We start from the raw sequence: 20,042 nt of genomic DNA, 5'->3' as shown, positions 1-20,042 counted from the left end.
AGGCCTGTTACATGCCACGCTTTGCACCCCTACCCGAACGCCGTCCGGCGCTGGTCGCCGGCGCGTCAGCCGGTATCGGCGAAGCCACCGCGATCAGGCTCGCCCGCAACGGATTTCCCGTCGCGCTCGGTGCCCGCCGCGTCGAGAAGCTCGACGACATCGTCGGCAAGATCCGTGCCGACGGCGGCGAGGCCATCGCGGTCCATCTCGATGTCACCGATCCCGACTCGGTAAAGGCGGCCGTCGAGCAGACCACCTCCGAACTCGGCGATATCGAGTTGTTGGTTGCGGGTGCCGGGGACACCTACTTCGGCAAGCTCGACTCGATCAGCACCGAGCAGTTCGAATCCCAGGTGCAGATCCACCTGATCGGTGCCTACCGGGTTGCCAACGCAGTGCTGCCCGGCATGATCGCACGCCAGCGCGGCGATCTGATCTTCGTGGGATCCGAGGTGGCGCTGCGTCAACGTCCGCACATGGGTGCATACGGCTCCGCCAAGGCTGCCCTGGTGGCGATGGTGAACAACTACCAGATGGAGCTCGAGGGCACCGGTGTGCGCGCCTCGATCGTGCATCCCGGCCCCACCAAGACCTCGATGGGCTGGAGCCTGCCCGCCGAATTGATCGGTCCGGCTCTGGAGGACTGGGCCAAATGGGGTCAGGCCCGACATGACTACTTCATGCGCGCCGACGACCTGGCCCGCGCCATCACGTTTGTCGCCGAGACCCCGCGCGGCAGCTACATCGCCAACATGGAGCTTCAGCCCGAAGCGCCGCTCGCCACCACCAAGGACCGCCAGAAGCTTGCCCTGGGTGAAGAAGGGATGCCGGGCCAGTGACCATCACCAAAGAGGTACAACGCGTTTCGGGTGGCGAGGAGGAACACGGCCATCTGGAGGAGTTCCGCACCGACCCGATCGGCCTGATGTGGCGTATCCGCAACGAATGCGGGGACGCCGGCTGGTTCCAGCTGGCCGACAAGCAGGTCATCATGCTGTCGGGCTCAGAGGCCAACGAGTTCTTCTTCCGGTCCACCGACAGTGAGCTCAACCAGGCCGAGGCCTACCCGTTCATGACACCGATCTTCGGTGAGGGTGTGGTGTTCGACGCCGACCCGGAACGTCGGGCGGAGATGCTGCACAACACCGCGCTGCGCGGTGAGCAGATGAAGGGCCACGCGGCGACCATCGAGAACGAGGTCCGCCGGATGATCGAGAACTGGGGCGACTCCGGGGAGATCGATCTGCTGGAGTTCTTCGCCGAGCTGACCATCTACACCTCGACGGCATGCCTGATCGGGTGCAAGTTCCGCAACCAGCTGGACTCCCGGTTCGCGAACTACTACCACCTGCTCGAACGCGGCACCGATCCGCTCTGCTATGTCGACCCGTACCTGCCCATCGAGAGCTTCCGCATCCGCGACGAGGCCCGGGCCAACCTGGTCGAACTGGTGCAGGAGGTCATGACCGACCGCATTGCCAACCCGCCCACCGACAAGAGCGACCGTGACCTGCTCGATGTGCTGGTGTCGATCAAGGACGAGGAGGGCAACCCGCGGTTCTCGGCCAACGAGGTGACCGGCATGTTCATCTCGCTGATGTTCGCCGGGCACCACACCAGTTCGGGTACATCCAGCTGGACGCTGATCGAACTGCTACGCAATCCGGAGTTCTACACCAAGGTGCAGAACGAGCTCGACGAGCTGTACGCCGACGGGCAGGAGGTGAGTTTCCATGCGCTGCGCCAGATCCCGAACATCGACAACGCGCTCAAGGAGACCCTGCGTCTGCACCCGCCGCTGATCATCCTGATGAGGGTGGCCCAGGACGAGTTCGAGGTCGCCGGCTTCCCGATCCACAAGGGCCAGATGGTCGCTGCCTCCCCCGCCATCTCCAACCGGCTGCCCGAGGATTTCCCGGACCCGGACGCCTTCGACCCCGACCGCTACCAGAAGCCGCGCCAGGAGGATCTGGTCAACAGGTGGACCTGGATCCCGTTCGGCGCGGGCCGGCACCGTTGCGTCGGAGCGGCCTTCGCCCAGATGCAGATCAAGGCGATCTTCTCGGTGCTGTTGCGCGAGTACGAGTTCGAGATGGCACAGCCCGCGGATAGCTACCGCAACGACCACTCCAAGATGGTCGTCCAGCTGGAGCGGCCGGCAATGGTCCGCTACCGCAGGCGCGTCATCGGCGGGCAGGAGCGCAGCGACCGGGGAATCAAGGAAGCCTGAAATGGGCTGCTACCGCGTGGAACTCGACGAGGACCTGTGCCAGGGCCACGCCATGTGCGAGCTGGAGGCACCCGATGTGTTCAAGGTGCCCAAACGCGGCGTCGTCGAGATCCTCGACCCCGAACCACCCGACGAGCTCCGCGATGCCGTGGAGCTGGCTGTAGATATGTGTCCCACCCGAGCACTTTCCATCACAGAAAAGGACTGAATGACAATGGCGTCACGCGAACAACTCGAGGACTGGGTCGCCCGCTGGCTCAAGGCCAACCAGGATGCCGAGGCCGCGGGTGACTGGAAATCGTTGGCGGAGTTCTACACCGACGATGCCACCTACGGCTGGAACATCGGTCCCAAGGAAGACGTCATGTGCGCCGGCAGGGATCAGATACGCGAGATCGCCTTGGGCCTGGAGATGGAAGGGCTGGAGAACTGGGTCTACGAGTATCAGAAGACCCTGATCGACGAGAAGCAGAACGAGGTCGTCGGATTCTGGAAGCAGATCGTCAACAAGGGCGACGGCACCCAGGACGAGATCTACGGGATCGGCGGCAGTTGGTTCCGCCTGACCGCCGGGGGGCAAGACGGAGCTCTGCTCATCGAGTGGCAGCGCGATTTCTTCGACTTCGGCCACGTCCAGAAGATGTTCATGGACCTCATCACCTCCGGAGATCTGAGTGCCACGATGCAGAAGCGCATCGAGCGTTCGCTGGCCGGCGAGAAGCTGCCGGGCTACTACCCGCTGGGCCAGGCACCCGTCCCGATCTGGTGAAACTTCCCGGCCAAGCGGTTGCTTGGGGGTGGGTGTGACGTACGTAACTAATGCCTCTAGTCTGAGGACACCGGCTCTAATGGAAGGCACAGGCGGATGAAGACCAAAGGCGCTCTGATCAGGGAGTTCAACCAGCCCTGGACCATCGAGGAGATCGAGATCGGCGACCCCGCCAAGGACGAGGTCAAGATCCAGATGGAAGCCTCAGGCATGTGCCATTCCGATCACCACCTGGTGACCGGCGGCATTCCGATGGCCGGTTTTCCGGTGCTCGGCGGCCATGAGGGCGCCGGCATCGTCACCGAGGTGGGCCCCGGTGTCGAGCACATCGCCCCCGGCGATCACGTCGTGCTGTCGTTCATCCCGTCCTGCGGCGAATGTCCGTCGTGTCAGGCCGGCATGCGCAACCTGTGCGACCTGGGTGCGGGGCTGCTCGGCGGTGTCGCGGTGTCCGACGGCACCTTCCGGATCCACGCCGCCGCCGACGGCGCCGACGTGTACCCGATGACCCTGCTGGGCACGTTCAGCCCGTACATGGTGGTGCACAAGAGTTCGGTGGTGAAGATCGACCCGACCATCCCGTTCGAGGTGGCCTGCCTGGTGGGTTGTGGTGTCACCACCGGTTACGGCTCGGCGGTGCGCAACGCCGATATCCGTCCCGGTGAGGATGTCGCCATCGTCGGCGTCGGCGGCGTCGGGATGTCGGCACTGCAGGGTGCTGTCAACGCCGGCGCCCGGTACATCTTCGCCATCGATCCGGTCGAGTGGAAGCGCGACCAGGCGCTGAAGTTCGGTGCCACCCACGTGTACCCGGACATCTTCGCCGCCATGGGCGGGATCGCCGAGACCACCCACGGCGGGATGGCCAAGAAGACCGTCGTCACCGTCGGCGAACTGCACGGCGCGGATGTCGACAACTACCTGAACATCACGTCCAAGGGCGGCACCTGCGTGCTGACCGCCATGGGCAGCCTGATGGACACCCAGGTGACGCTGAACCTGTCGATGCTGACGCTGCTGCAGAAGAACCTGCAGGGCACCATCTTCGGCGGCGGTAACCCGCACCATGACATCCCGCTGCTGCTGTCGATGTACAAGGCCGGCCGGCTGAACCTGGACGACATGGTCACCCGGCAGTACAAGCTGGAGCAGATCAACGACGGCTACAAGGACATGCTGGAGGGCCGCAACATCCGTGGCGTCATCCGCTACACCGACGCGGACCGCTGAGATGACCACCCTGGAGCAGTCACCCGTGGTCACCGCCTCCGAATCATCGTGGCGGTGCGTGCAGTCCGGCGACCGCGAGGGTTGGCTGGCACTGATGTCCGAGGACATCCTGGTCGAGGATCCGATCGGCGAGGCCGTCACCAACCCCGACGGCACCGGCGTACGCGGTAAGGAAGCCCTGGCGGCCTTCTACGACACCAATATCGGCCCCAACCAGCTGCGGGTCACCCGTGAGGCGACCTTCCCGTCCAGCAGTCCGAACGAGATCGCCTACATCCTGGTGTTGGAGACGACGTTCCCGAATGGGTTCGTCGCCACCGTGCGCGGGGTGTTCACCTACAAGGTGGACGACACCGGGCTGATCACCAACCTGCGTGGCTACTGGAACATGGATGCCATGTCGTTCTCCGAGGTGGGCTGAAGATAACTGACACCTTGACCGGGCGGGTTGCCGTCGTCGTCGGCGGCACCCGCGGTGTTGGCCTGGCCGTGGCCGAGTTGTTGACGGCTGAGGGCTCCCGGGTGGTGGTCAATGGCCGCGACCCGGACGCCGTCGATTCTGCCGCACAACGTGTTTCGGGCATCGGGTTCGCCGGTTCGCCCGCGGACCCGGAGATCGCCGACGCCCTGATCGACCGGTGCGTCGCCGAGTTCGGCCGGATCGACATCCTGATCAACTGCGCCGGCACCGCCGAACCCGTCGGTTCGTCGATCCTGAACGTGTCGTCGGCACAGTTCCGCGACCTGCTCGATGCGCATCTGATGACGGCCTTCGAAACCTGCCGCGCCGCCGCGCCACACATGGTGCGGCAGGGTTCGGGGGCCATCGTCAACACCAGTTCCTTTGCATTCCTTGGTGATTACGGCGGTACCGGATACCCGGCAGGCAAAGGCGGCGTCAACAGCCTGACCCTGGCGATCGCGGCCGAACTCGCCGAGCACGGCGTGCGGGCCAATGTGGTGTGCCCCGGCGCCAAGACCCGGCTGTCCACCGGTGACGAGTACGAACAGCACATCACCGAGCTGAACCGTCGCGGCCTGCTGGACGACGTCTCCTATCAGGGCGCGATGGATGCCGCCCCGCCCGAGTACGTCGCCCCCACCTATGCCTACCTCGCCGGGGACGCCGCCGTGGCGATCACCGGCCAGATCTTCATCGCCGCAGGCGGTTTCATCGGGCGGTTCGACCGACAGACACCGACCATCCTCGCCTACCGCGAGCACACCGACGAACCACCCTGGACCGTCGACGAGGTCGCCGCCGCGGTCAGGTAGTCACATCCGGCAGGGTGTGGTCGCGGTATTCGTTGCGCAGCTGCACCTTCAGCAACTTGCCGGTGGCGGTGTGCGGCAGCTCCTCGACAAAGACGACATCATTGGGCAACCACCACTTGGCGACCCGCTCGGCGAGGAACTCGAGGATCTGCTCCCGGGTGGCTTCCTGGCCGGGTCGGCGAACCACGAGCAACAGCGGCCGCTCCTGCCATTTCGGGTGCGGCACACCGATGACGGCGGCCTCGGCGACGGCAGGGTGGCCGGTCGCCGCGTTCTCCAGGTCGATCGAGCTGATCCATTCACCGCCGGATTTGATGACATCCTTGGCGCGGTCGACGAGGTGCAGGTAGCCGTCGGGATCGATGGTGGCGACATCGCCGGTCGGGAAGAATCCTTCGGCATCGAGTTTGTCACCGCCCTCACCCTTGAAATAGCCGCTGGCGATCCACGGTCCGCGGACGAACACCTCGCCGAAAGCCTTACCGTCCCAGGGCAGCCGGTTGCCGTCATCGTCGACGATCTTGATGTCGACACCGAAGATGCCGTGTCCCTGCTTGAGTTTGAGGGCCATCTTCTCGTCGGCCGACAGGCTCGCGTGCCGCGGTTGCAGCTTGCCGATGACACACAGCGGGCTGGTCTCGGTCATCCCCCAGCCCTGCACCACCTCGGAGCCGAAATCGCGCTCGAATCGTTCGATCATCGATTGCGGCAGGGCTGCTCCGCCGGTGCCGGCGAACTCCAGTTTCAGTTCGTGCGGGTCGATCTCGGGGTGCTCATCGAGATAAGAGAACAGCATCATCCACACCGTCGGGACGCCCTGGGTGAAGTTGACCCGTTCATCGCGCATCAGGGAGTACAGGCTCTCGCCGTCCAGGTGCGGTCCGGGCAGGACCAGCTTGGCACCGACCATCGGCGCGGTGTACGGCGTGCCCCAGGCATTGGCGTGGAACATCGGCACCACCACCAGGATCGTGGATCCACTGTGCACGTCGAAGCCGTCCCGCGGGATCGCCCCAAGTGCGTGCAGGACCGTCGAGCGATGTGAGTACAGCACGCCCTTCGGGTTGCCGGTGGTGCCCGAGGTGTAACACAGCGAGGAGGCGCTGCGTTCGTCGAACTCGGGCCAGTCGAAGGTGCTCGACTGGCGGTCGACCAGTTCGTCGAAGCACAGCAGTTGACCGACCGCAGTATCGGGCATGTGCTCACGATCGGTCATCGCGATATAAGTGCGTACGGTATTCAGTTGCGGGGCAAGCTGTTCCACCAAGGGCGCGAATGTGATGTCGAAGAACAGCACCTGATCCTCGGCGTGGTTGATGATGTAGACCAGTTGCTCGGCGAACAGCCGGGGGTTCACGGTGTGCAGCACCGCACCCGAACCGGAAACACCGTAGTAGAGCGACAGGTGGCGGTCGCTGTTCCAGGCCAGCGTGCCCACCCGGTCGCCGGGCTGTATGCCCAGTTCGACCAGCGCGTTGGCGACCTGTCGGGACCGGTCGGCGACCGCGGCCCAGGTGGTGCGCCGGATACTTCCTTCCGGTAGCCGCGACACGATCTCGGTGTCGCCGTGAAAGGTTGCCGCGTGTTCGATCAGCGACGAGATCATCAACGGACGATCCTGCATGAGGCCCAGCATCTGGCCAGGCTAGTCAGTGCCGGGGTCACGGTGCAGGCGATCGGGGGACTAACCTCGACCTCATGGCGACTGTCTTCACCATGATCATCAACGGAGATATCCCCGGCCGATTCGTCTACGAGGACGACGAGATCGTCGCGTTCCTGACGATCGAACCGATGACGCAGGGCCACACTCTGGTGGTGCCGCGTGCCGAGGTGGACAACTGGCAGGACCTCGATCCCGCGCTGTTCGGCCGGGTCATGGCGGTATCGCAGAAGATCGGCAAGGCCGTCTGCGCGGCGTTCGACACCGAACGCGCCGGGGTCATCATCGCCGGCCTGGAGGTGCCGCACCTGCATGTGCACGTCTTCCCGGCCCGCAACCTGAGCGATTTCGGGTTCGCCTCCGTCGACCGCAACCCGACCCCGGAGTCCCTCGACGAGGCGCAGGCCAAGATCAAGGCGGCGCTGGCTCAGCTGGGCTGAGCGGCGACCTCGACGATCCTGGGCAGCGCCACCCGGAACCGGCAGCCCCGCCCGGGTGCGGTTTCCACCGCCACGGTGCCACCGTGGGCGAGCACCAGGGAGTCCACGATCGACAGACCCAGGCCCGAGCCCCCGCTGGTTCGGGTGCGTGAGGTGTCCGCGCGGTAGAACCGCTCGAAAACCCGTTGGGCGTCTTGCGGGTTCATACCCGGGCCCTCGTCGCACACCTCGATCACGGCCTCGTCGTTCTCGGTACCCACCCGCACGGTGACCCGCGCCGATTCCGGGGTGTGCTGCAGTGCATTGGACATCAGATTGCTGAACACCTGTCGTAACCGTGCCTCGTCGCCGAGTACCTCGGGGGTGCCGGGACCGTCGAACACCTCGACGTCGATCCGACGGCCCGGCGCGACCGTCTGCGCGTCGTGCACGGCATCGCTGGCCAGCGCCAGCAGGTCCACCCGGCGTTGGTCCAGCGGGCGCTGCTCGTCGAGCCGGGCCAGCAAGAGCAGGTCTTCGACCAGCAGGCCCATCCGGCCGGCCTCGCTCTCGATGCGGCCCATCAGCATCTCGGTATCGCGCGCGGCGCCCTGGCGGTAGAGCTCGGCGTAGCCGCGGATGGTGGTCAGCGGGGTGCGCAGGTCGTGGCTGGCATCGGCGATGAAGCGGCGCATCCGTTCCTCGGACTGCTGCGCCAGCTCGGCCGATTCGGCCGAGGAGGCCATCGCGCGCTGGATCTGCGCGAGCATGCCGTTCAACGCCAGCGACAGCCGACCGACCTCGGTGCGCGGATCCCTTTGTGGGACACGACGATCCAGTTCACCGTCGGCGATCGCGGCGGCGGTCTCCTCGACCTCGGCCAGGGGCCGCAGGCTGCGCTGCACAAACGCGTAGCCGACGACGCCGAGTACCAGCAGCACCGCGGCCCCGATCCCCGCCTGGGACCAGACCAACGCGCGGACACTGGATTCCACGTCGGTGAGATCGATCGCGACGGTGGTCAGTTCACCGTCGGGGCCGCGCACCGTCACCGCGCGCCACTGGACGCCGGATCCGTCGACGGATCCGACCGTGACCGGTTCGGGGCCGACATTGTTGTCGGGTGGCAGGATCGGTTCGGCCGAACTGTCGTTGATGGCCAATTGGACCCGGCCATCACCGTCGGTGCCGCGGACGTAGAAGTTGGTCGGCGGGTGGGCCGGGTTGGGATCCTGTAGCGGTGCCGCGAACGCCATTGGTGCGCGCGCCCAGCCGCCGGATGCCTCGAGCAGGGTGTCGTCGACCCGTTCGATCTCGGTGTGCCGCATGATCGAGGTGACCGCGATACCCGAGGCGAGCAGTCCGATGGCCACCAGCACCAACGTGGCCGCCACCAGACCGACGCGCAGCGGCACACCCCGGCGGTGTCTTTCGGTCATGGATACCGTTGGGTTCTACCGCGGTTCACGCAGGACGTAGCCGACACCGCGGAGCGTGTGCAGCAGCCGCTTGTCGCCGGTGTCGATCTTGCGGCGCAGGTAGGAGACGTAGGACTCGACGACATTGACGTCACCGCCGAAATCGTAGCGCCAGACGTGGTCGAGGATCTTGGGCTTGGACAGCACGGTTCCCGCGTTGATGATGAAGTAGCGCAGCAGGGTGAACTCGGTCGGCGACAACGAGACCGGCTCGCCGGCCTTCCACACCTCGTGGGTCTCCTCGTCGAGCTCGATATCGGCGAAACTCAGCCGGGCATTCTTGGGCTCCTCCACACCGCGCCCGACCCGGCGCAGGATGACCCGCAGGCGGGCGACCACCTCTTCGAGGCTGAACGGCTTGGTGACGTAGTCGTCGCCGCCGAGGGTCAGACCGGTGATCTTGTCCTGCAGGTTGTCCCGTGCGGTCAGAAACAACGCGGGTGCGTCGATGCCGTCGGCACGCATCCGGCGCAGCACACCGAACCCGTCCATACCCGGCATCATCACGTCGAGGATGACCGCATCGGGCTTGATGTCGCGTGCCTTGGCCAGGGCATCGGGACCGCTGGAGGCGGTGTGCACCTCGAACCCCTGGAACTTGAGGCTCACCGAGAGCAGCTCCACGATGTTGGTCTCGTCGTCGACGACGAGAACCCGCGCCTCGGGGATGCTGTCATGAGATTCGGAGATCGCTGCCATTGCCATGAACTTCACAGTCCTCTCCATGGTTGAGGTGACGCTGGAGGTTGGCTGTGAAGTGCCTGAGAATGCTGTCGCGGCGTTCCCGGCCGCCCCGACCCATGCCGCCCTACACTGGCGGCATGAACCTCGGCAACACCATCGTGGCCGTTGCCACCGCACCCGTCCGGGTCGGGCTGGCCGTTGCCGACCTGGGACTGAACATCGCAGGTGGCACCCTCAAGGTGGTGCAGCGCTCGGTCAACGACGCGAACCCCGGCAGCAGTACCACCGGCTTTGCCGCGATGCTCGGGATCGACGATGCGGTGGACCGGGCGAACCGGCTGGCCCGGCTGATGGACGATGACGCGCCGCTGGGCCGCGCACTGGCCCCCGAAGGTCCGCTCAACCAGCTGCTCCGTCCGGGCGGACTGGTCGATCAACTCACCGCGCCGGGCGGCCTGCTGGACCGGCTCAACAACCAGAACGGCCCGGTCGCCCGTGCGCTCGCCAAGGATGGCCTGATCGACCAGGTCACCGCCGAGGGCGGCCTGGTGGACCGGCTGACCGCCGAAGGCGGCGTGGTGACCCGGGTGATCGCCCCCGGCGGATTGGCCGACCGGCTGCTCGCCGAGGAGGGCGTCATCGAACGGGCGCTGCGCTCCGACGGTGTCGCCGATCAACTGTTGGCCGAGAACGGGCCGGTCGGTCGGGCACTGGCACCGGGCGGACTGGTGGATCAGATCACCGCCGAGGGCGGCCTGATCGACCGGATGACCACCGACAGCGGCGCGCTGTCCCGGGTGATCGCCCCCGGCGGCCTCGCCGACCAGTTGCTCGCCGACGACGGTCTGATCGAGCGGATCCTGCGCGAGGACGGTGTCGCCGACACCCTGCTGGCCGAGGGCGGCCTGCTGGACACCCTGACCGATCCGGACGGCCCGTTGCTCAAGCTCGCCGATGTCGCCGACACCCTCAATCGGCTCGCACCCGGGCTGGAGGCGCTGGCCCCGACCATCGACGCCCTGCACGACGCGGTCAACACGCTCTCGCAGGTGGTCAACCCGCTGTCGAACATCGCCGGTCGCATCCCGCTGCCGCGGCAGCGCAGCCGGCGCACCAGCACGGGGCCGCGCGCGGTGGTCTCCGAACGGGTCATCGACGAGGAAGGCTAGACTGATCGGCGTTCGACCCGCCTCCTTAGCTCAGTGGTAGAGCGACATACTTGTAATATGTAGGCCATCGGTTCAATCCCGATAGGGGGCTCCACGCATCACCGACGTGTCGGTGGGTGCCCGTAGGTTCTTTACATGAGGCTCTGCCAAGGTTGCGGCGCTGCACTTTCCAAGCGCAGTCAGAAAATCTACTGCAGCAATACATGCCAGGCATCGGTTCGCCGAAGTTCCAGCGTGAAGCTCTGGCTGGAGTCCGGAGAGGCGTGGGTGGATTCCCGGCGCGGGCATTACATCCGTGGCTATATCGCGAAAGAGCAATCTCACTGCTGCGCGGTCTGTGGCGGCGCCAGCAGTTGGCAGGGGCTCCCCCTCGCACTCGTCCTCGACCACATCGACGGCAACCCGGACAACAACCGCCGCGAAAACCTCCGCCTGGTGTGCCCGAACTGCGACTCGCAACTGCCGACGTACAAGAGCCGCAACCGAGGCAACGGCCGCAGCTTCCGCAGACAGCGGTACGCCGACGGGAAGTCCTACTAGGTCTCGTCGGCGATCTGGCGACGGCTTTCGTGCAGGCCAGGACCGTCGGGATCCTCGTGCCGGCGGTCGAGTTGGTCCTGGAGTTCGCGCTGCTCGGCGGTGGCCTTGGTGGCGTCCTTGGGCGTCTGCGGCGGCACCTTCTGCTGTTCCATCCCTGCGGGATTCTCCGCAAGCCGGGAAGTTAAACGCGGTCCTCCATGACGATGGTGAACGTCATCCGGTCGCCGCGATACAGCGAGCGCCGCTGCTCGATCGGGACGCCGTCCTGGTCATAGGACACCCGGTTGAGCAGGAACATCGGGGTACGCGCGTCGACGGTCAGCAGCGCCGATTCCCGGGCGTCGGGCAGCGCGGCGTCGATGGTGTCCACCGTCTTCGCGAATCGCACTCCCCTGCTGCGGATCTCGGCGTACAGCGAGGTGCGGTAGTTGAAGTTCTGCTGCAGACCCGGGAACCGCGCGGCCGGCAATCGGCTGGTCTCCAGGCCGACGCGCACGCCGTCGGTGGTGAAGACACGTTCGAGCTGCAATACCGGTGCGCCGACCTCGATGCGCAACACGTCGGCCAGCGCTTCATCAGCAGACATCGATGCCCACCCCACCAGGAAGCGGTCGACGCTGTGCCCCTCGTCGCGGGCGGCTTCGGTGTAGGAACCCATCCCGAGCGGCTGCAGCAGCTTGGGCGCGGCGACGACAGTGGTGCGACCGCGGCGCTCGACCCGACCCGCGAGCAGCAGTTCGCGCACGGCCTGGCGGACCGTCTCCCGGGCCACGTCGAACATCTCGGCGATCTCGCGTTCCGCCGGAAACGGGTCGCCCTCCTGCAGGCCGTCGAGCATCTGATCCAACTGCGCGCGAACGATCTGGTGTTTCAGGACACGGGGATTCGCGCTGCTGATCACCCTTCTGACCATAGCAAATCGTGGCATAGACCATGGTCTAGACCAATTCGTCGGAACCTGTTCACCAACTGTTCGGATTCGAGACACGACTTGGTATAGACCAGCTGTCAGGGTGTGGCCATGCAACCCATCGAACTGACAGTTCTGGACATGGCGGGCACCACCGTCGCCGACGACGGCCTGGTGCTTCATGCCTTCGACGAGGCCGCGACCGCGGTGGGCGTCCCGGCCGGCGGCGAAGAGCGCGAGGCGGCCCGCACCTATGTCCGCGACACCATGGGCCAATCCAAGATCGAGGTGTTCCGCCACCTGTTCCGCACCGAGGACCGCGCCAAGCAGGCCAACGTCATCTTCGAGAAAACCTATGCCGCCAGTATCGACGGCGGGGTATCCGCCATCCCCGGCGCCACCGAAGCCATCACCAAACTGCGCGATGCCGGCATCAAGGTCGTGCTCACCACCGGTTTCAGCCCCGACACCCAGCGCGCCATCATCGACGCACTCGGCTGGGCCGACATCGCCGATCTGACATTGGCCCCCGGCGACGGCGGACGCGGACGACCCTACCCCGACCTCGTGCTGAATGCCCTGCTGCGCACGGGCATCGACGATGTCGCCAAGGTTGCCGTGCTCGGTGATACCTCCAGCGACATCATCTCCGGCCGGCGCGCCGGCGCGTCGATCGTGGCAGGCACGCTGACCGGCGCCCATGACGCCGAAACCCTCGACGCCGCCGGGGCCACGCACGTGGTGGCCACCGTCGCCGACTTCCCCGAGCTTGTCATCCACCACTGAAAGGCCTGTCCCGCATGAACATTCGCCTCATCACCGTGGCCGCCGCGGCCGCCCTCGCCCTGGCCGGCTGTTCGAGCAGCGATTCCGGTTCCGACGCCGTCAACGCGCAGGGCTTCCCGGAAACCCTGACGCTGGCCGCCATCCCGGCCGAGAACTCCTCGGACCTCAAGGCCAGCTACGAACCGCTGATCAAGATGCTCGAGAAGGAGACCGGCTCCACGGTCGAGTTCGTCCAGGCCTCCGATTACGCCGGCGTCGTCGAGGGCATGATCGCCGACAACGTCGACCTCGCCTTCTTCGGCCCGTTCGCCTATGTGGTGGCAAAGATCAACGGCGCCAAGATCACCCCGCTCGGTGCCGTCATCGGCGACGAGGGCGAAAAGCCCGGCTACCAGTCCTACGGCCTGGCCCGCTCGGACAACGGCGCCATCAACGGACTCCCCGACTTCGCCGGCAAGAAGGTGTGCTTCGTCGACCCGGGCTCGACCTCGGGCTACCTGTACCCGACCGCCGGCCTGATCGAAGAGGGTGTCATCAAGTCCGGCGCGGAGGCCGACGTCTCGGCCGCCATGTCCCCGGTCTTCGCCGGCGGACACGACTCCTCGGCACTGTCGATCGCCAACGGCGACTGCGATGCCGGCTTCGCCTTCGACACCATGGTCGATGCGACCATGATCGAAAAGGGTGACCTGCAGCCCGGTCAGCTCAAGACCGTGTGGAAGTCCGAGATGATCGCCGGATCGGTCTTCGCCGCCAACGATGCACTGGGCACCGAGGCCATCGACAAGCTCAAGGCCATCTTCACCGACAAGGTCAACGTGCCTGCCCTGCAGGAGGCCGGGTTCTGCGAGGGTGACGCCTGCCGCGTCACCGACGAGCGTGCCTGGGGCGTCGTCCCGGCGTCGGACACCGACTACGACGGCGTCCGGCACGTCTGCGACGTCACCGGCTCCGAAAAGTGCAAGGGCTGAACATGACCGACACCGGTCACCCAGTCGCGGGCGACGATCTGGTCATCGTCGCCCGCGACGTCACCAAACGCTTCGGTGAAACCTTGGCTCTGGACAACGTCTCCCTCGATGTGCGGCGCAGCGAGCTGCTGGTGTTGCTCGGCCTCTCCGGTTCCGGGAAGTCCACGCTGCTGCGGTGTTTCAACGGGCTGCACCCGGTCTCCTCGGGCCGGGTCGACGTCGGCGGCACCCGGGTGGACCAGGCCTCGGCCAAACAGCTTCGCGCGCTACGCACCCGGGTCGGGTTCGTCTTCCAGCACTTCAATCTGGTCGGGCGCCTCAGCTGCCTGGAGAACGTCCTGATCGGCGGTCTCGGGCAGCTCAAGTTCCCGCGCTACGGCGCGCTGACCTACCCGAAGAGCATGCGCGAACAGGCTTTACAGCACCTCGACCGGGTCGGCCTGGCCGATTTCCCCGAACGCCGCGCCGACACACTGTCCGGCGGCCAACAGCAGCGTGTCGCCATCGCCCGCACCCTCATGCAACGCCCCGCCCTGCTGCTGGCCGACGAACCGGTCGCCTCCCTGGATCCCGAAAACGCCGGCATCGTCATGGATCTGCTGTTCCAGGTGTGCGTCGAGGAGAAGCTCACCGTGGTATGCACCCTGCATCAGGTCGACCTGGCGCTGGGCTGGGCGCACCGCCTGGTGGGTCTGCGTAACGGACAAAAGGTGCTGGACCGGCCCGCGGTCGGCATGACCCGTGAGGACGTCATGGCCATCTACCAACGGGTAGACCCTGCCCTGGGCCAGACCCGACAGCGCTCATGACCGCAACGCTGCCCCGGCCCACCACGGGCCGCAACCGCCCTCCTCTCCCCGGGCTGCTGCACCTGGTCGCGGTGGCCGCGCTGATCGCGACCATGGTGTCGGCCTGGTCCATCGAGTTCTACCCCACCGAACTGATCTCCGGATTCGACAAGATCGTCGCACTGGTGGAGCGAATGTTGCCCCCGCGCCTCGACGACCCGGGACGTATCGGCCGGCTCGCCTTCGAAACCCTGCTGATGGCCGTGCTGGGCACCGTGCTGGCCGCCATCGCATCGGTTCCCTTGGCGTTCATGGCCGCCCGCAACACCACACCGCACCCGGCGATGTACGCAGTGTCCCGCGGGTTCATCACCTTCTGTCGGGCGATGCCCGACCTGCTGTTCGCGGTGCTGTTCGTGCGGGCGCTCGGCATCGGCGTGCTGCCCGGAATCCTGGCCCTGGCGTTGCACTCGATCGGCATGCTGGGCAAGCTGTTCGCCGATGCCATCGAGCAGACCGATGCGGGCCCGCGCGAAGCTGTCCGCAGCACCGGCGCCGGCTACTTCCGCGAGATGCTCAATGCGGTTGTTCCCCAGGTCATCCCGTCCTGGATCGGCACCTTCGTCTACCGCATCGACATCAACCTGCGGATGTCGGTGGTCCTCGGCTTCGTCGGCGCCGGCGGTATCGGCTTCGCCCTGCAGGACGCCCTGCGCGGGCTGATCTATCCACGCGCGCTCGGTATCGTCGCGGTGATCCTGGTGATCATCGTCGCCATGGAACTGCTGGCGATCTTCATCCGGCGGATGCTACTCACCTCAGATGGACTGAACCCGAGCCGGGATCGCGTGGTGCGGTTTTCCTTCTCCGGTCTGCTGATCGGCACCACCCTGGCCTCGTTCGTGGTGCTGGAAATCAACCCGCTGTCGTTGTTCACCTGGGTCGGGCCGTCGCTGGAGGTGTTCACCCGGATGATCCCGCCGAACTTCGACGCACTCGGCGCCGACCTGTTCGTCGCCGCCGCCCAGACCGTCGCGATCGGTGTGGTGGCCACCGCCATCGGTGTGGTGCTGTCGATTCCGGTCGGCATCCTCGCCGCCCGCAACATCGCGCCGAACGCGACGCTCTACTGGCTGGCCCGCGGCTGGATCCTGCTGGTACGGGCGGTCCCCGAGCTGATCCTGGCGGTGGTGTTCGTCGCCGCGCTCGGACTCGGGCCCATCGCAGGCACCTGCGCGCTGTCCATCGGATCGATCGGATTCCTGGCCAAACTGGTCGCCGATGCCGTCGAGGAGATCGATCCCGGACCACTGGAGGCCGTACGATCCGTCGGCGGCGGGTGGTGGAAGACGTTGTTCTCAGCCGTGATTCCCCAGTCGATGCCCGCACTCATCGGTTCCAGTCTCTATCTGTTCGACGTCAACGTGCGTACCTCGACGATCTTGGGCATCGTCGGCGCCGGCGGTATCGGCTTCCTGCTCTTCGAGTCGATCCGCACGCTGAACTTCGATGTCGCGGGGGCGATCGTGCTGATCATCTTTGTCATCGTCTATTCGATCGAAAGGCTGTCCGGGTGGATTCGTTCACGCCTGGTGTGACCACCGCGGCGATCTGGACCGGTGGCACCGGGATCTCGTTGCAGCAGGTCACCATACCCACGCTGGCCGACGGCGCGGTGTTGGCCCGGGTCCGGCTGGCCACGGTGTGCGGCAGCGATCTGCACACCGTGACCGGCCGCCGGCACGGACCGTGCCCGTCGATCCTCGGGCACGAGGCCGTCGGCGAGGTGGTATCGGGACCGGGATTCGCAGTGGGACAACGCATCATCTGGTCGGTGACGGTGAGCTGCGGTGATTGCGCACGCTGCCGGGCCGGCCGCTCCGCCAAATGCACGGCGGTCCGCAAGACCGGGCATGAACCCTTCGACGGGGCCTGGCCGCTGTCCGGGTCCTACGCCGAACACATCGTGCTGCCACCGGGTACCACCATCGCCGCGGTGCCCGACCGGATGCCCGACGCGGTGGCCGCACCCGCCGCCTGCGCCACCGCCACGGTGATGGCGACACTGGAGGCCGCCGGTCCGCTGGCGGGCAAGCGCCTGCTTGTGGTGGGCGCCGGGATGCTCGGTCTCACCGCCGTCGCCGCCGGCCATGACGCCGGCGCCGATGTCCAGGTCGTCGACCGTCACACCGAACGGGTCAGGCAGGCAATCGATTTCGGCGCCCGCGCCGAGGACGGCGACACGATCGACGTGGCCATCGACTACACCGGTTCCACCACGGCGATCGGCGCGGCGCTGGCGCGGCTCGATATCGGCGGACAGCTGGTGCTGGCGGGTTCGGTAATGCCCGCCCCGGCGCTACCCGTCGATGCAGAAACGGTGGTGCGCCGCTGGCTCACCATCACCGGTGTGCACAACTATGAGCCGCAGCACCTGCATCAGGCTGTCGCGTTCCTGGACCGCACCCGCGACCGGTACCCGTGGGCGACGCTGGTCACCGAGCCGCTGCCGTTGAGCCGGATCGCCGACGCGATGTGTCCGCCGCCGTCCCCGGCGCTGCGCACCGCAATCGCACCCTGAGCTGTGTACCTTCGGGGAAACGCTGGAGGAGGTTGGTCGTGGCGGAAGCCGGATTCTGGGTCGCATGGGGCCTGCCCACCCAAGGCCGCGAGCCGCAGGCACTGGAGACACTCAAGGCGTCGCGCGCCTTCCTCACCGAGTTGTCCGACAGCGGCCGCATCGAGCGTTATGACGTGACCATCCTGCGCCCGCAGACATCCGAACTCGGCGGCTTCTTCCTGATCCAGGGCAGTGTGGCGCAGATCGATCAGCTACGCCGCGATGCCGACTTCGAGCGTTGGGCCAATCGGGTTCAGCTGGTGGCCGACCGAGTGGCGGTGGTCGACGCCTGGGTCGGTAACGGAATCGACGAGGCCACCGATCTCTACACCGAGGCTCTGCGTGAGGCCGGCCTGATCGACTGAATCCCCTGGTCAGTTGCGACGGCTGTGACCCATGGGGTATTTGCCTCTTCCACTATCAGCTTTGCTGAGGTTCTATTAGCTGTACTTGTTGGGCCGGGGGCGGACAGCACGGAGGCAGCTTCATGGGCAAAGCGCGCTATGACGGGCGGGCCGGCGGGTTGACAGTAGGTCGGGTCGGGGGTCTGGCGGTCGCGCTCGGCGTCGGCACCGCGATCGCCACCGGACACGGGGTCGCCATGGCCGACGACGGCAGCAACTCGACGTCCTCCGGGTCCTCGGACAGCTCGTCGACCGGATCCACCGGCGCATCCTCGACCGCAGACAGGGAGACCAAGTCTCCCGCGGGTGCCAAGGATGACGACAAGGCCGACGACAAGCCGACCTCCGAGACCGAGGATTCGGATACCGACGCCGACACCGACTCAGAAGCGGACACCGACACCCGGGCCGAGGCACCCGCCGAACGACCCGAACAGTTGGTCACCAAGAAGCCGCGCTCCGCGCGCCAGGCCGGCCGGCCGACCCCACAAAGGACCGCCAGGCAGCAGGTCGTCACCGTCGAGGACGAGTCGCCGGCAGGCCCCGCGGCATCGGTGGGCACTCCCGAGGCTTCCGCTCCTCAGGCGGCCGACCCGGCCGACAGTCTGGCCAAGGCCGACGTGGTCGCGGTGTTCGCCGGGGCCACCACACTGGCCACCGCGACCGTGCCGCAGAACCAGGCCCGCACCGCCGCCGTCGCCTCCCCTCACCCGCTCACCGGTGTCGTCAAGGTGGTCTCGCATGTCCTCGACTGGGCGGCCGGTGCGCTGCCCGGATCACCGGCCAACCCGACCCTGGCTTGGACGCTGCTGGCCTTCGCGCGGCGCGAGGTCGACAACCTGTTGACCCGGTTGGATCCGTCGCACCAGGCCTCGACCAACACCGGCGACACGTCGGCGCGGGCACTGGCCGCCGCCGCACTCAATCCGCGACCCAATTTCCCGCCGCGGGGCTACCAGTTCAGTGGTTCCACCAGTTTCGTGGACTGGGTGACCGGCAATTTCGCCCCCAATGACACCTTCAACCGGTACGGCATCTGGGGCACCGATATCGGCACCATGTGGGACAACGGCATTCCGGACGACCCGAGCACACCGATCAACGAGAACCAGGTGCTGATCGCCTTCGGCGACACCTTCGGCGGCCCGAACATGACCGGCACCTGGCGGCTGAACACGCTGTTCCGCAGCCCGGACCGCAACCTTGCCGACGGGATGGCGGTCCCGGGCGGGCAGTGGTTCAACGGCAACATGTTCGGTGGTTCACCGCTGTGGGAGGAGCATTACGCGCGGCAGATCATCTTGCCCGAGCGGCTGCCCCGTGGCTTGCCGACCGGTGTCACCCTGATCCCCACCGCGGGCATCTCGGTGCCCACCCCCGGCACCCAGTTCGGCGCCACCCAGTACGTCAGCTTCATGTCGGTGAAGCAGTGGGGCGCGGCGGGCCGCTGGTCCACCAACTACTCGGCGATCGCCTACTCCGAGGACAACGGCGAGAACTGGTACATCTCGCCCAAGAGCGTGCGCAACAACTTCGGCGGTAATGCGAACTTCCAGCAGGCCGCCATGGTCCGACCCGGTGACGGATTCGTGTACTCCTACGGCACCCCGAACGGCCGCCAGGGGCAGGCCTATATCTCCCGTGTGCTCGAGACGGACGTCCTCGATGTCACCAAGTACGAGTACTACAGCAAGGGCAGCAAGGGCGGAATCTTCGGGATCGGCGCCTACAAGGCCGGCTGGTACCGCAACGATCCGGGTAAGGCGTCCCCGATCTTCGGCAAGGAGACCGGCGCATGCGGTGCGGGCAAGGCCGGCAACCAGGTCAGCGAGATGTCCGTGCAGTACAACAAGACTCTCGGTAAATACGTTGCGCTACACGGCGATCAGTTCAACAACGTGATCTTGCGGACCTCGGACCGCCCGGAGGGCGGCTGGTCGGCCCCCACCGTGCTGATGGGTCAGCAGGGTGGCGGTATCTACGCCCCGATGATGCACCCGTGGTCACCGTCGACGCTGGGCACCGGCACCGAACTGTACTTCAACCTGTCGGTGTGGAGCGACTACAACGTGTGGCTGGTGAAGACCGACCTCGCCAAGCTGTGAC

Annotated in this window: 22 protein-coding genes and 1 tRNA gene; 18 read left to right on the top strand and 5 right to left on the bottom strand. The window is 66.4% G+C overall.

Going from position 1 to position 20,042, the window contains the following annotated elements; translation table 11 throughout:
* Window positions 1–11: 11 nt before the first annotated feature.
* From ACLBYA_RS14200 to ACLBYA_RS14170, 7 genes are all read left to right on the top strand, one after another.
* Window positions 12–839 carry an SDR family oxidoreductase gene (locus ACLBYA_RS14200; protein WP_447710057.1) on the top strand — a complete coding sequence of 276 codons (828 nt, stop codon included), beginning with the start codon at window positions 12–14 and terminating at the stop codon, window positions 837–839.
* A 2-nt stretch (window positions 840–841) separates the two neighbouring features.
* Window positions 842–2,230, top strand: coding sequence for a cytochrome P450 (locus ACLBYA_RS14195; RefSeq protein ID WP_447710163.1), 1,389 nt, complete (start codon window positions 842–844; stop codon window positions 2,228–2,230).
* Window position 2,231: 1 nt separating this feature from the next.
* The gene (locus ACLBYA_RS14190; RefSeq protein ID WP_447710056.1) at window positions 2,232–2,438 is read left to right on the top strand and encodes a ferredoxin; all 207 of its coding nucleotides are present in this window, start codon (window positions 2,232–2,234) and stop codon (window positions 2,436–2,438) included.
* Between the two features lie 6 nt (window positions 2,439–2,444).
* Window positions 2,445–2,999: a nuclear transport factor 2 family protein gene (locus ACLBYA_RS14185; protein WP_447710055.1), complete on the top strand. Its 555-nt coding sequence runs from the start codon at window positions 2,445–2,447 to the stop codon at window positions 2,997–2,999.
* A gap of 96 nt (window positions 3,000–3,095) precedes the next feature.
* Window positions 3,096–4,229, top strand: a complete 1,134-nt coding sequence (locus ACLBYA_RS14180) for an NDMA-dependent alcohol dehydrogenase (RefSeq protein ID WP_447710054.1) — start codon at window positions 3,096–3,098, stop codon at window positions 4,227–4,229.
* 1 nt (window position 4,230) lies between these two features.
* On the top strand, window positions 4,231–4,650 hold the full coding sequence (locus ACLBYA_RS14175; RefSeq protein ID WP_447710053.1) for a nuclear transport factor 2 family protein: 420 nt from the start codon (window positions 4,231–4,233) through the stop codon (window positions 4,648–4,650).
* A gap of 14 nt (window positions 4,651–4,664) precedes the next feature.
* On the top strand, window positions 4,665–5,504 hold the full coding sequence (locus ACLBYA_RS14170; protein ID WP_447710052.1) for an SDR family NAD(P)-dependent oxidoreductase: 840 nt from the start codon (window positions 4,665–4,667) through the stop codon (window positions 5,502–5,504).
* On the opposite strand, the gene ACLBYA_RS14165 is transcribed toward ACLBYA_RS14170, so the two are convergent.
* A complete protein-coding gene (locus tag ACLBYA_RS14165) occupies window positions 5,497–7,140 on the bottom strand; it encodes a 3-(methylthio)propionyl-CoA ligase (protein ID WP_447710051.1) in 1,644 nt (547 codons plus the stop codon). The genes ACLBYA_RS14170 and ACLBYA_RS14165 overlap by 8 nt on opposite strands.
* Before the next feature lie 62 nt (window positions 7,141–7,202).
* Between ACLBYA_RS14165 and ACLBYA_RS14160 the strand changes: the two genes are divergently transcribed.
* Complete coding sequence (locus tag ACLBYA_RS14160) at window positions 7,203–7,607, top strand: HIT family protein (protein ID WP_447710050.1); 405 nt, start codon at window positions 7,203–7,205, stop codon at window positions 7,605–7,607.
* Here ACLBYA_RS14160 and ACLBYA_RS14155 read toward each other — a convergent pair.
* Both ACLBYA_RS14155 and ACLBYA_RS14150 read right to left on the bottom strand, forming a co-directional pair.
* The gene (locus ACLBYA_RS14155) at window positions 7,595–9,025 is read right to left on the bottom strand and encodes a sensor histidine kinase (RefSeq protein WP_447710049.1); all 1,431 of its coding nucleotides are present in this window, start codon (window positions 9,023–9,025) and stop codon (window positions 7,595–7,597) included. The two genes, ACLBYA_RS14160 and ACLBYA_RS14155, sit on opposite strands and share 13 nt — an antisense overlap.
* A gap of 15 nt (window positions 9,026–9,040) precedes the next feature.
* Window positions 9,041–9,769, bottom strand: coding sequence for a response regulator transcription factor (locus ACLBYA_RS14150; protein ID WP_447710048.1), 729 nt, complete (start codon window positions 9,767–9,769; stop codon window positions 9,041–9,043).
* A gap of 116 nt (window positions 9,770–9,885) precedes the next feature.
* Between ACLBYA_RS14150 and ACLBYA_RS14145 the strand changes: the two genes are divergently transcribed.
* From ACLBYA_RS14145 to ACLBYA_RS14135, 3 genes are all read left to right on the top strand, one after another.
* Complete coding sequence (locus ACLBYA_RS14145) at window positions 9,886–10,917, top strand: hypothetical protein (protein WP_447710047.1); 1,032 nt, start codon at window positions 9,886–9,888, stop codon at window positions 10,915–10,917.
* Window positions 10,918–10,936: 19 nt separating this feature from the next.
* Window positions 10,937–11,011, top strand: a tRNA-Thr gene (locus ACLBYA_RS14140).
* Window positions 11,012–11,052: 41 nt separating this feature from the next.
* The gene (locus ACLBYA_RS14135) at window positions 11,053–11,457 is read left to right on the top strand and encodes an HNH endonuclease (protein ID WP_447710046.1); all 405 of its coding nucleotides are present in this window, start codon (window positions 11,053–11,055) and stop codon (window positions 11,455–11,457) included.
* Here the strand turns inward: ACLBYA_RS14135 and ACLBYA_RS14130 are convergent.
* Complete coding sequence (locus tag ACLBYA_RS14130; RefSeq protein ID WP_447710045.1) at window positions 11,454–11,609, bottom strand: hypothetical protein; 156 nt, start codon at window positions 11,607–11,609, stop codon at window positions 11,454–11,456. The two genes, ACLBYA_RS14135 and ACLBYA_RS14130, sit on opposite strands and share 4 nt — an antisense overlap.
* 29 nt (window positions 11,610–11,638) lie before the next feature.
* Window positions 11,639–12,370, bottom strand: a complete 732-nt coding sequence (locus ACLBYA_RS14125) for a GntR family transcriptional regulator (protein WP_447710162.1) — start codon at window positions 12,368–12,370, stop codon at window positions 11,639–11,641.
* 108 nt (window positions 12,371–12,478) lie between these two features.
* Here ACLBYA_RS14125 and ACLBYA_RS14120 point away from each other — a divergent pair, with 108 nt between their 5' ends.
* The 7 genes from ACLBYA_RS14120 to ACLBYA_RS14090 all read left to right on the top strand — a co-directional run bounded on the left by ACLBYA_RS14120 (window position 12,479) and on the right by ACLBYA_RS14090 (window position 20,041).
* Window positions 12,479–13,153 (top strand): phosphonatase-like hydrolase, encoded by a 675-nt coding sequence (locus ACLBYA_RS14120; protein WP_447710044.1) that lies wholly within the window; start codon window positions 12,479–12,481, stop codon window positions 13,151–13,153.
* A gap of 14 nt (window positions 13,154–13,167) precedes the next feature.
* On the top strand, window positions 13,168–14,124 hold the full coding sequence (locus ACLBYA_RS14115; RefSeq protein ID WP_447710043.1) for a phosphate/phosphite/phosphonate ABC transporter substrate-binding protein: 957 nt from the start codon (window positions 13,168–13,170) through the stop codon (window positions 14,122–14,124).
* A gap of 2 nt (window positions 14,125–14,126) precedes the next feature.
* Complete coding sequence (phnC, locus tag ACLBYA_RS14110; RefSeq protein ID WP_447710042.1) at window positions 14,127–14,933, top strand: phosphonate ABC transporter ATP-binding protein; 807 nt, start codon at window positions 14,127–14,129, stop codon at window positions 14,931–14,933.
* Window positions 14,930–16,510 carry a phosphonate ABC transporter, permease protein PhnE gene (gene phnE, locus ACLBYA_RS14105; protein WP_447710041.1) on the top strand — a complete coding sequence of 527 codons (1,581 nt, stop codon included), beginning with the start codon at window positions 14,930–14,932 and terminating at the stop codon, window positions 16,508–16,510. Before phnC ends, phnE begins: the two co-directional genes overlap by 4 nt.
* A complete protein-coding gene (locus ACLBYA_RS14100) occupies window positions 16,486–17,493 on the top strand; it encodes a zinc-binding dehydrogenase (protein ID WP_447710040.1) in 1,008 nt (335 codons plus the stop codon). Before phnE ends, ACLBYA_RS14100 begins: the two co-directional genes overlap by 25 nt.
* Window positions 17,494–17,531: 38 nt before the next feature.
* On the top strand, window positions 17,532–17,897 hold the full coding sequence (locus ACLBYA_RS14095; protein ID WP_447710039.1) for a hypothetical protein: 366 nt from the start codon (window positions 17,532–17,534) through the stop codon (window positions 17,895–17,897).
* 122 nt (window positions 17,898–18,019) lie between these two features.
* Window positions 18,020–20,041: a DUF4185 domain-containing protein gene (locus ACLBYA_RS14090; protein WP_447710038.1), complete on the top strand. Its 2,022-nt coding sequence runs from the start codon at window positions 18,020–18,022 to the stop codon at window positions 20,039–20,041.
* Window position 20,042: the final 1 nt, after the last annotated feature.

Source organism: Mycobacterium sp. C31M, assembly GCF_053345865.1.
This window is presented reverse-complemented; position numbering and strand designations above follow the sequence as displayed.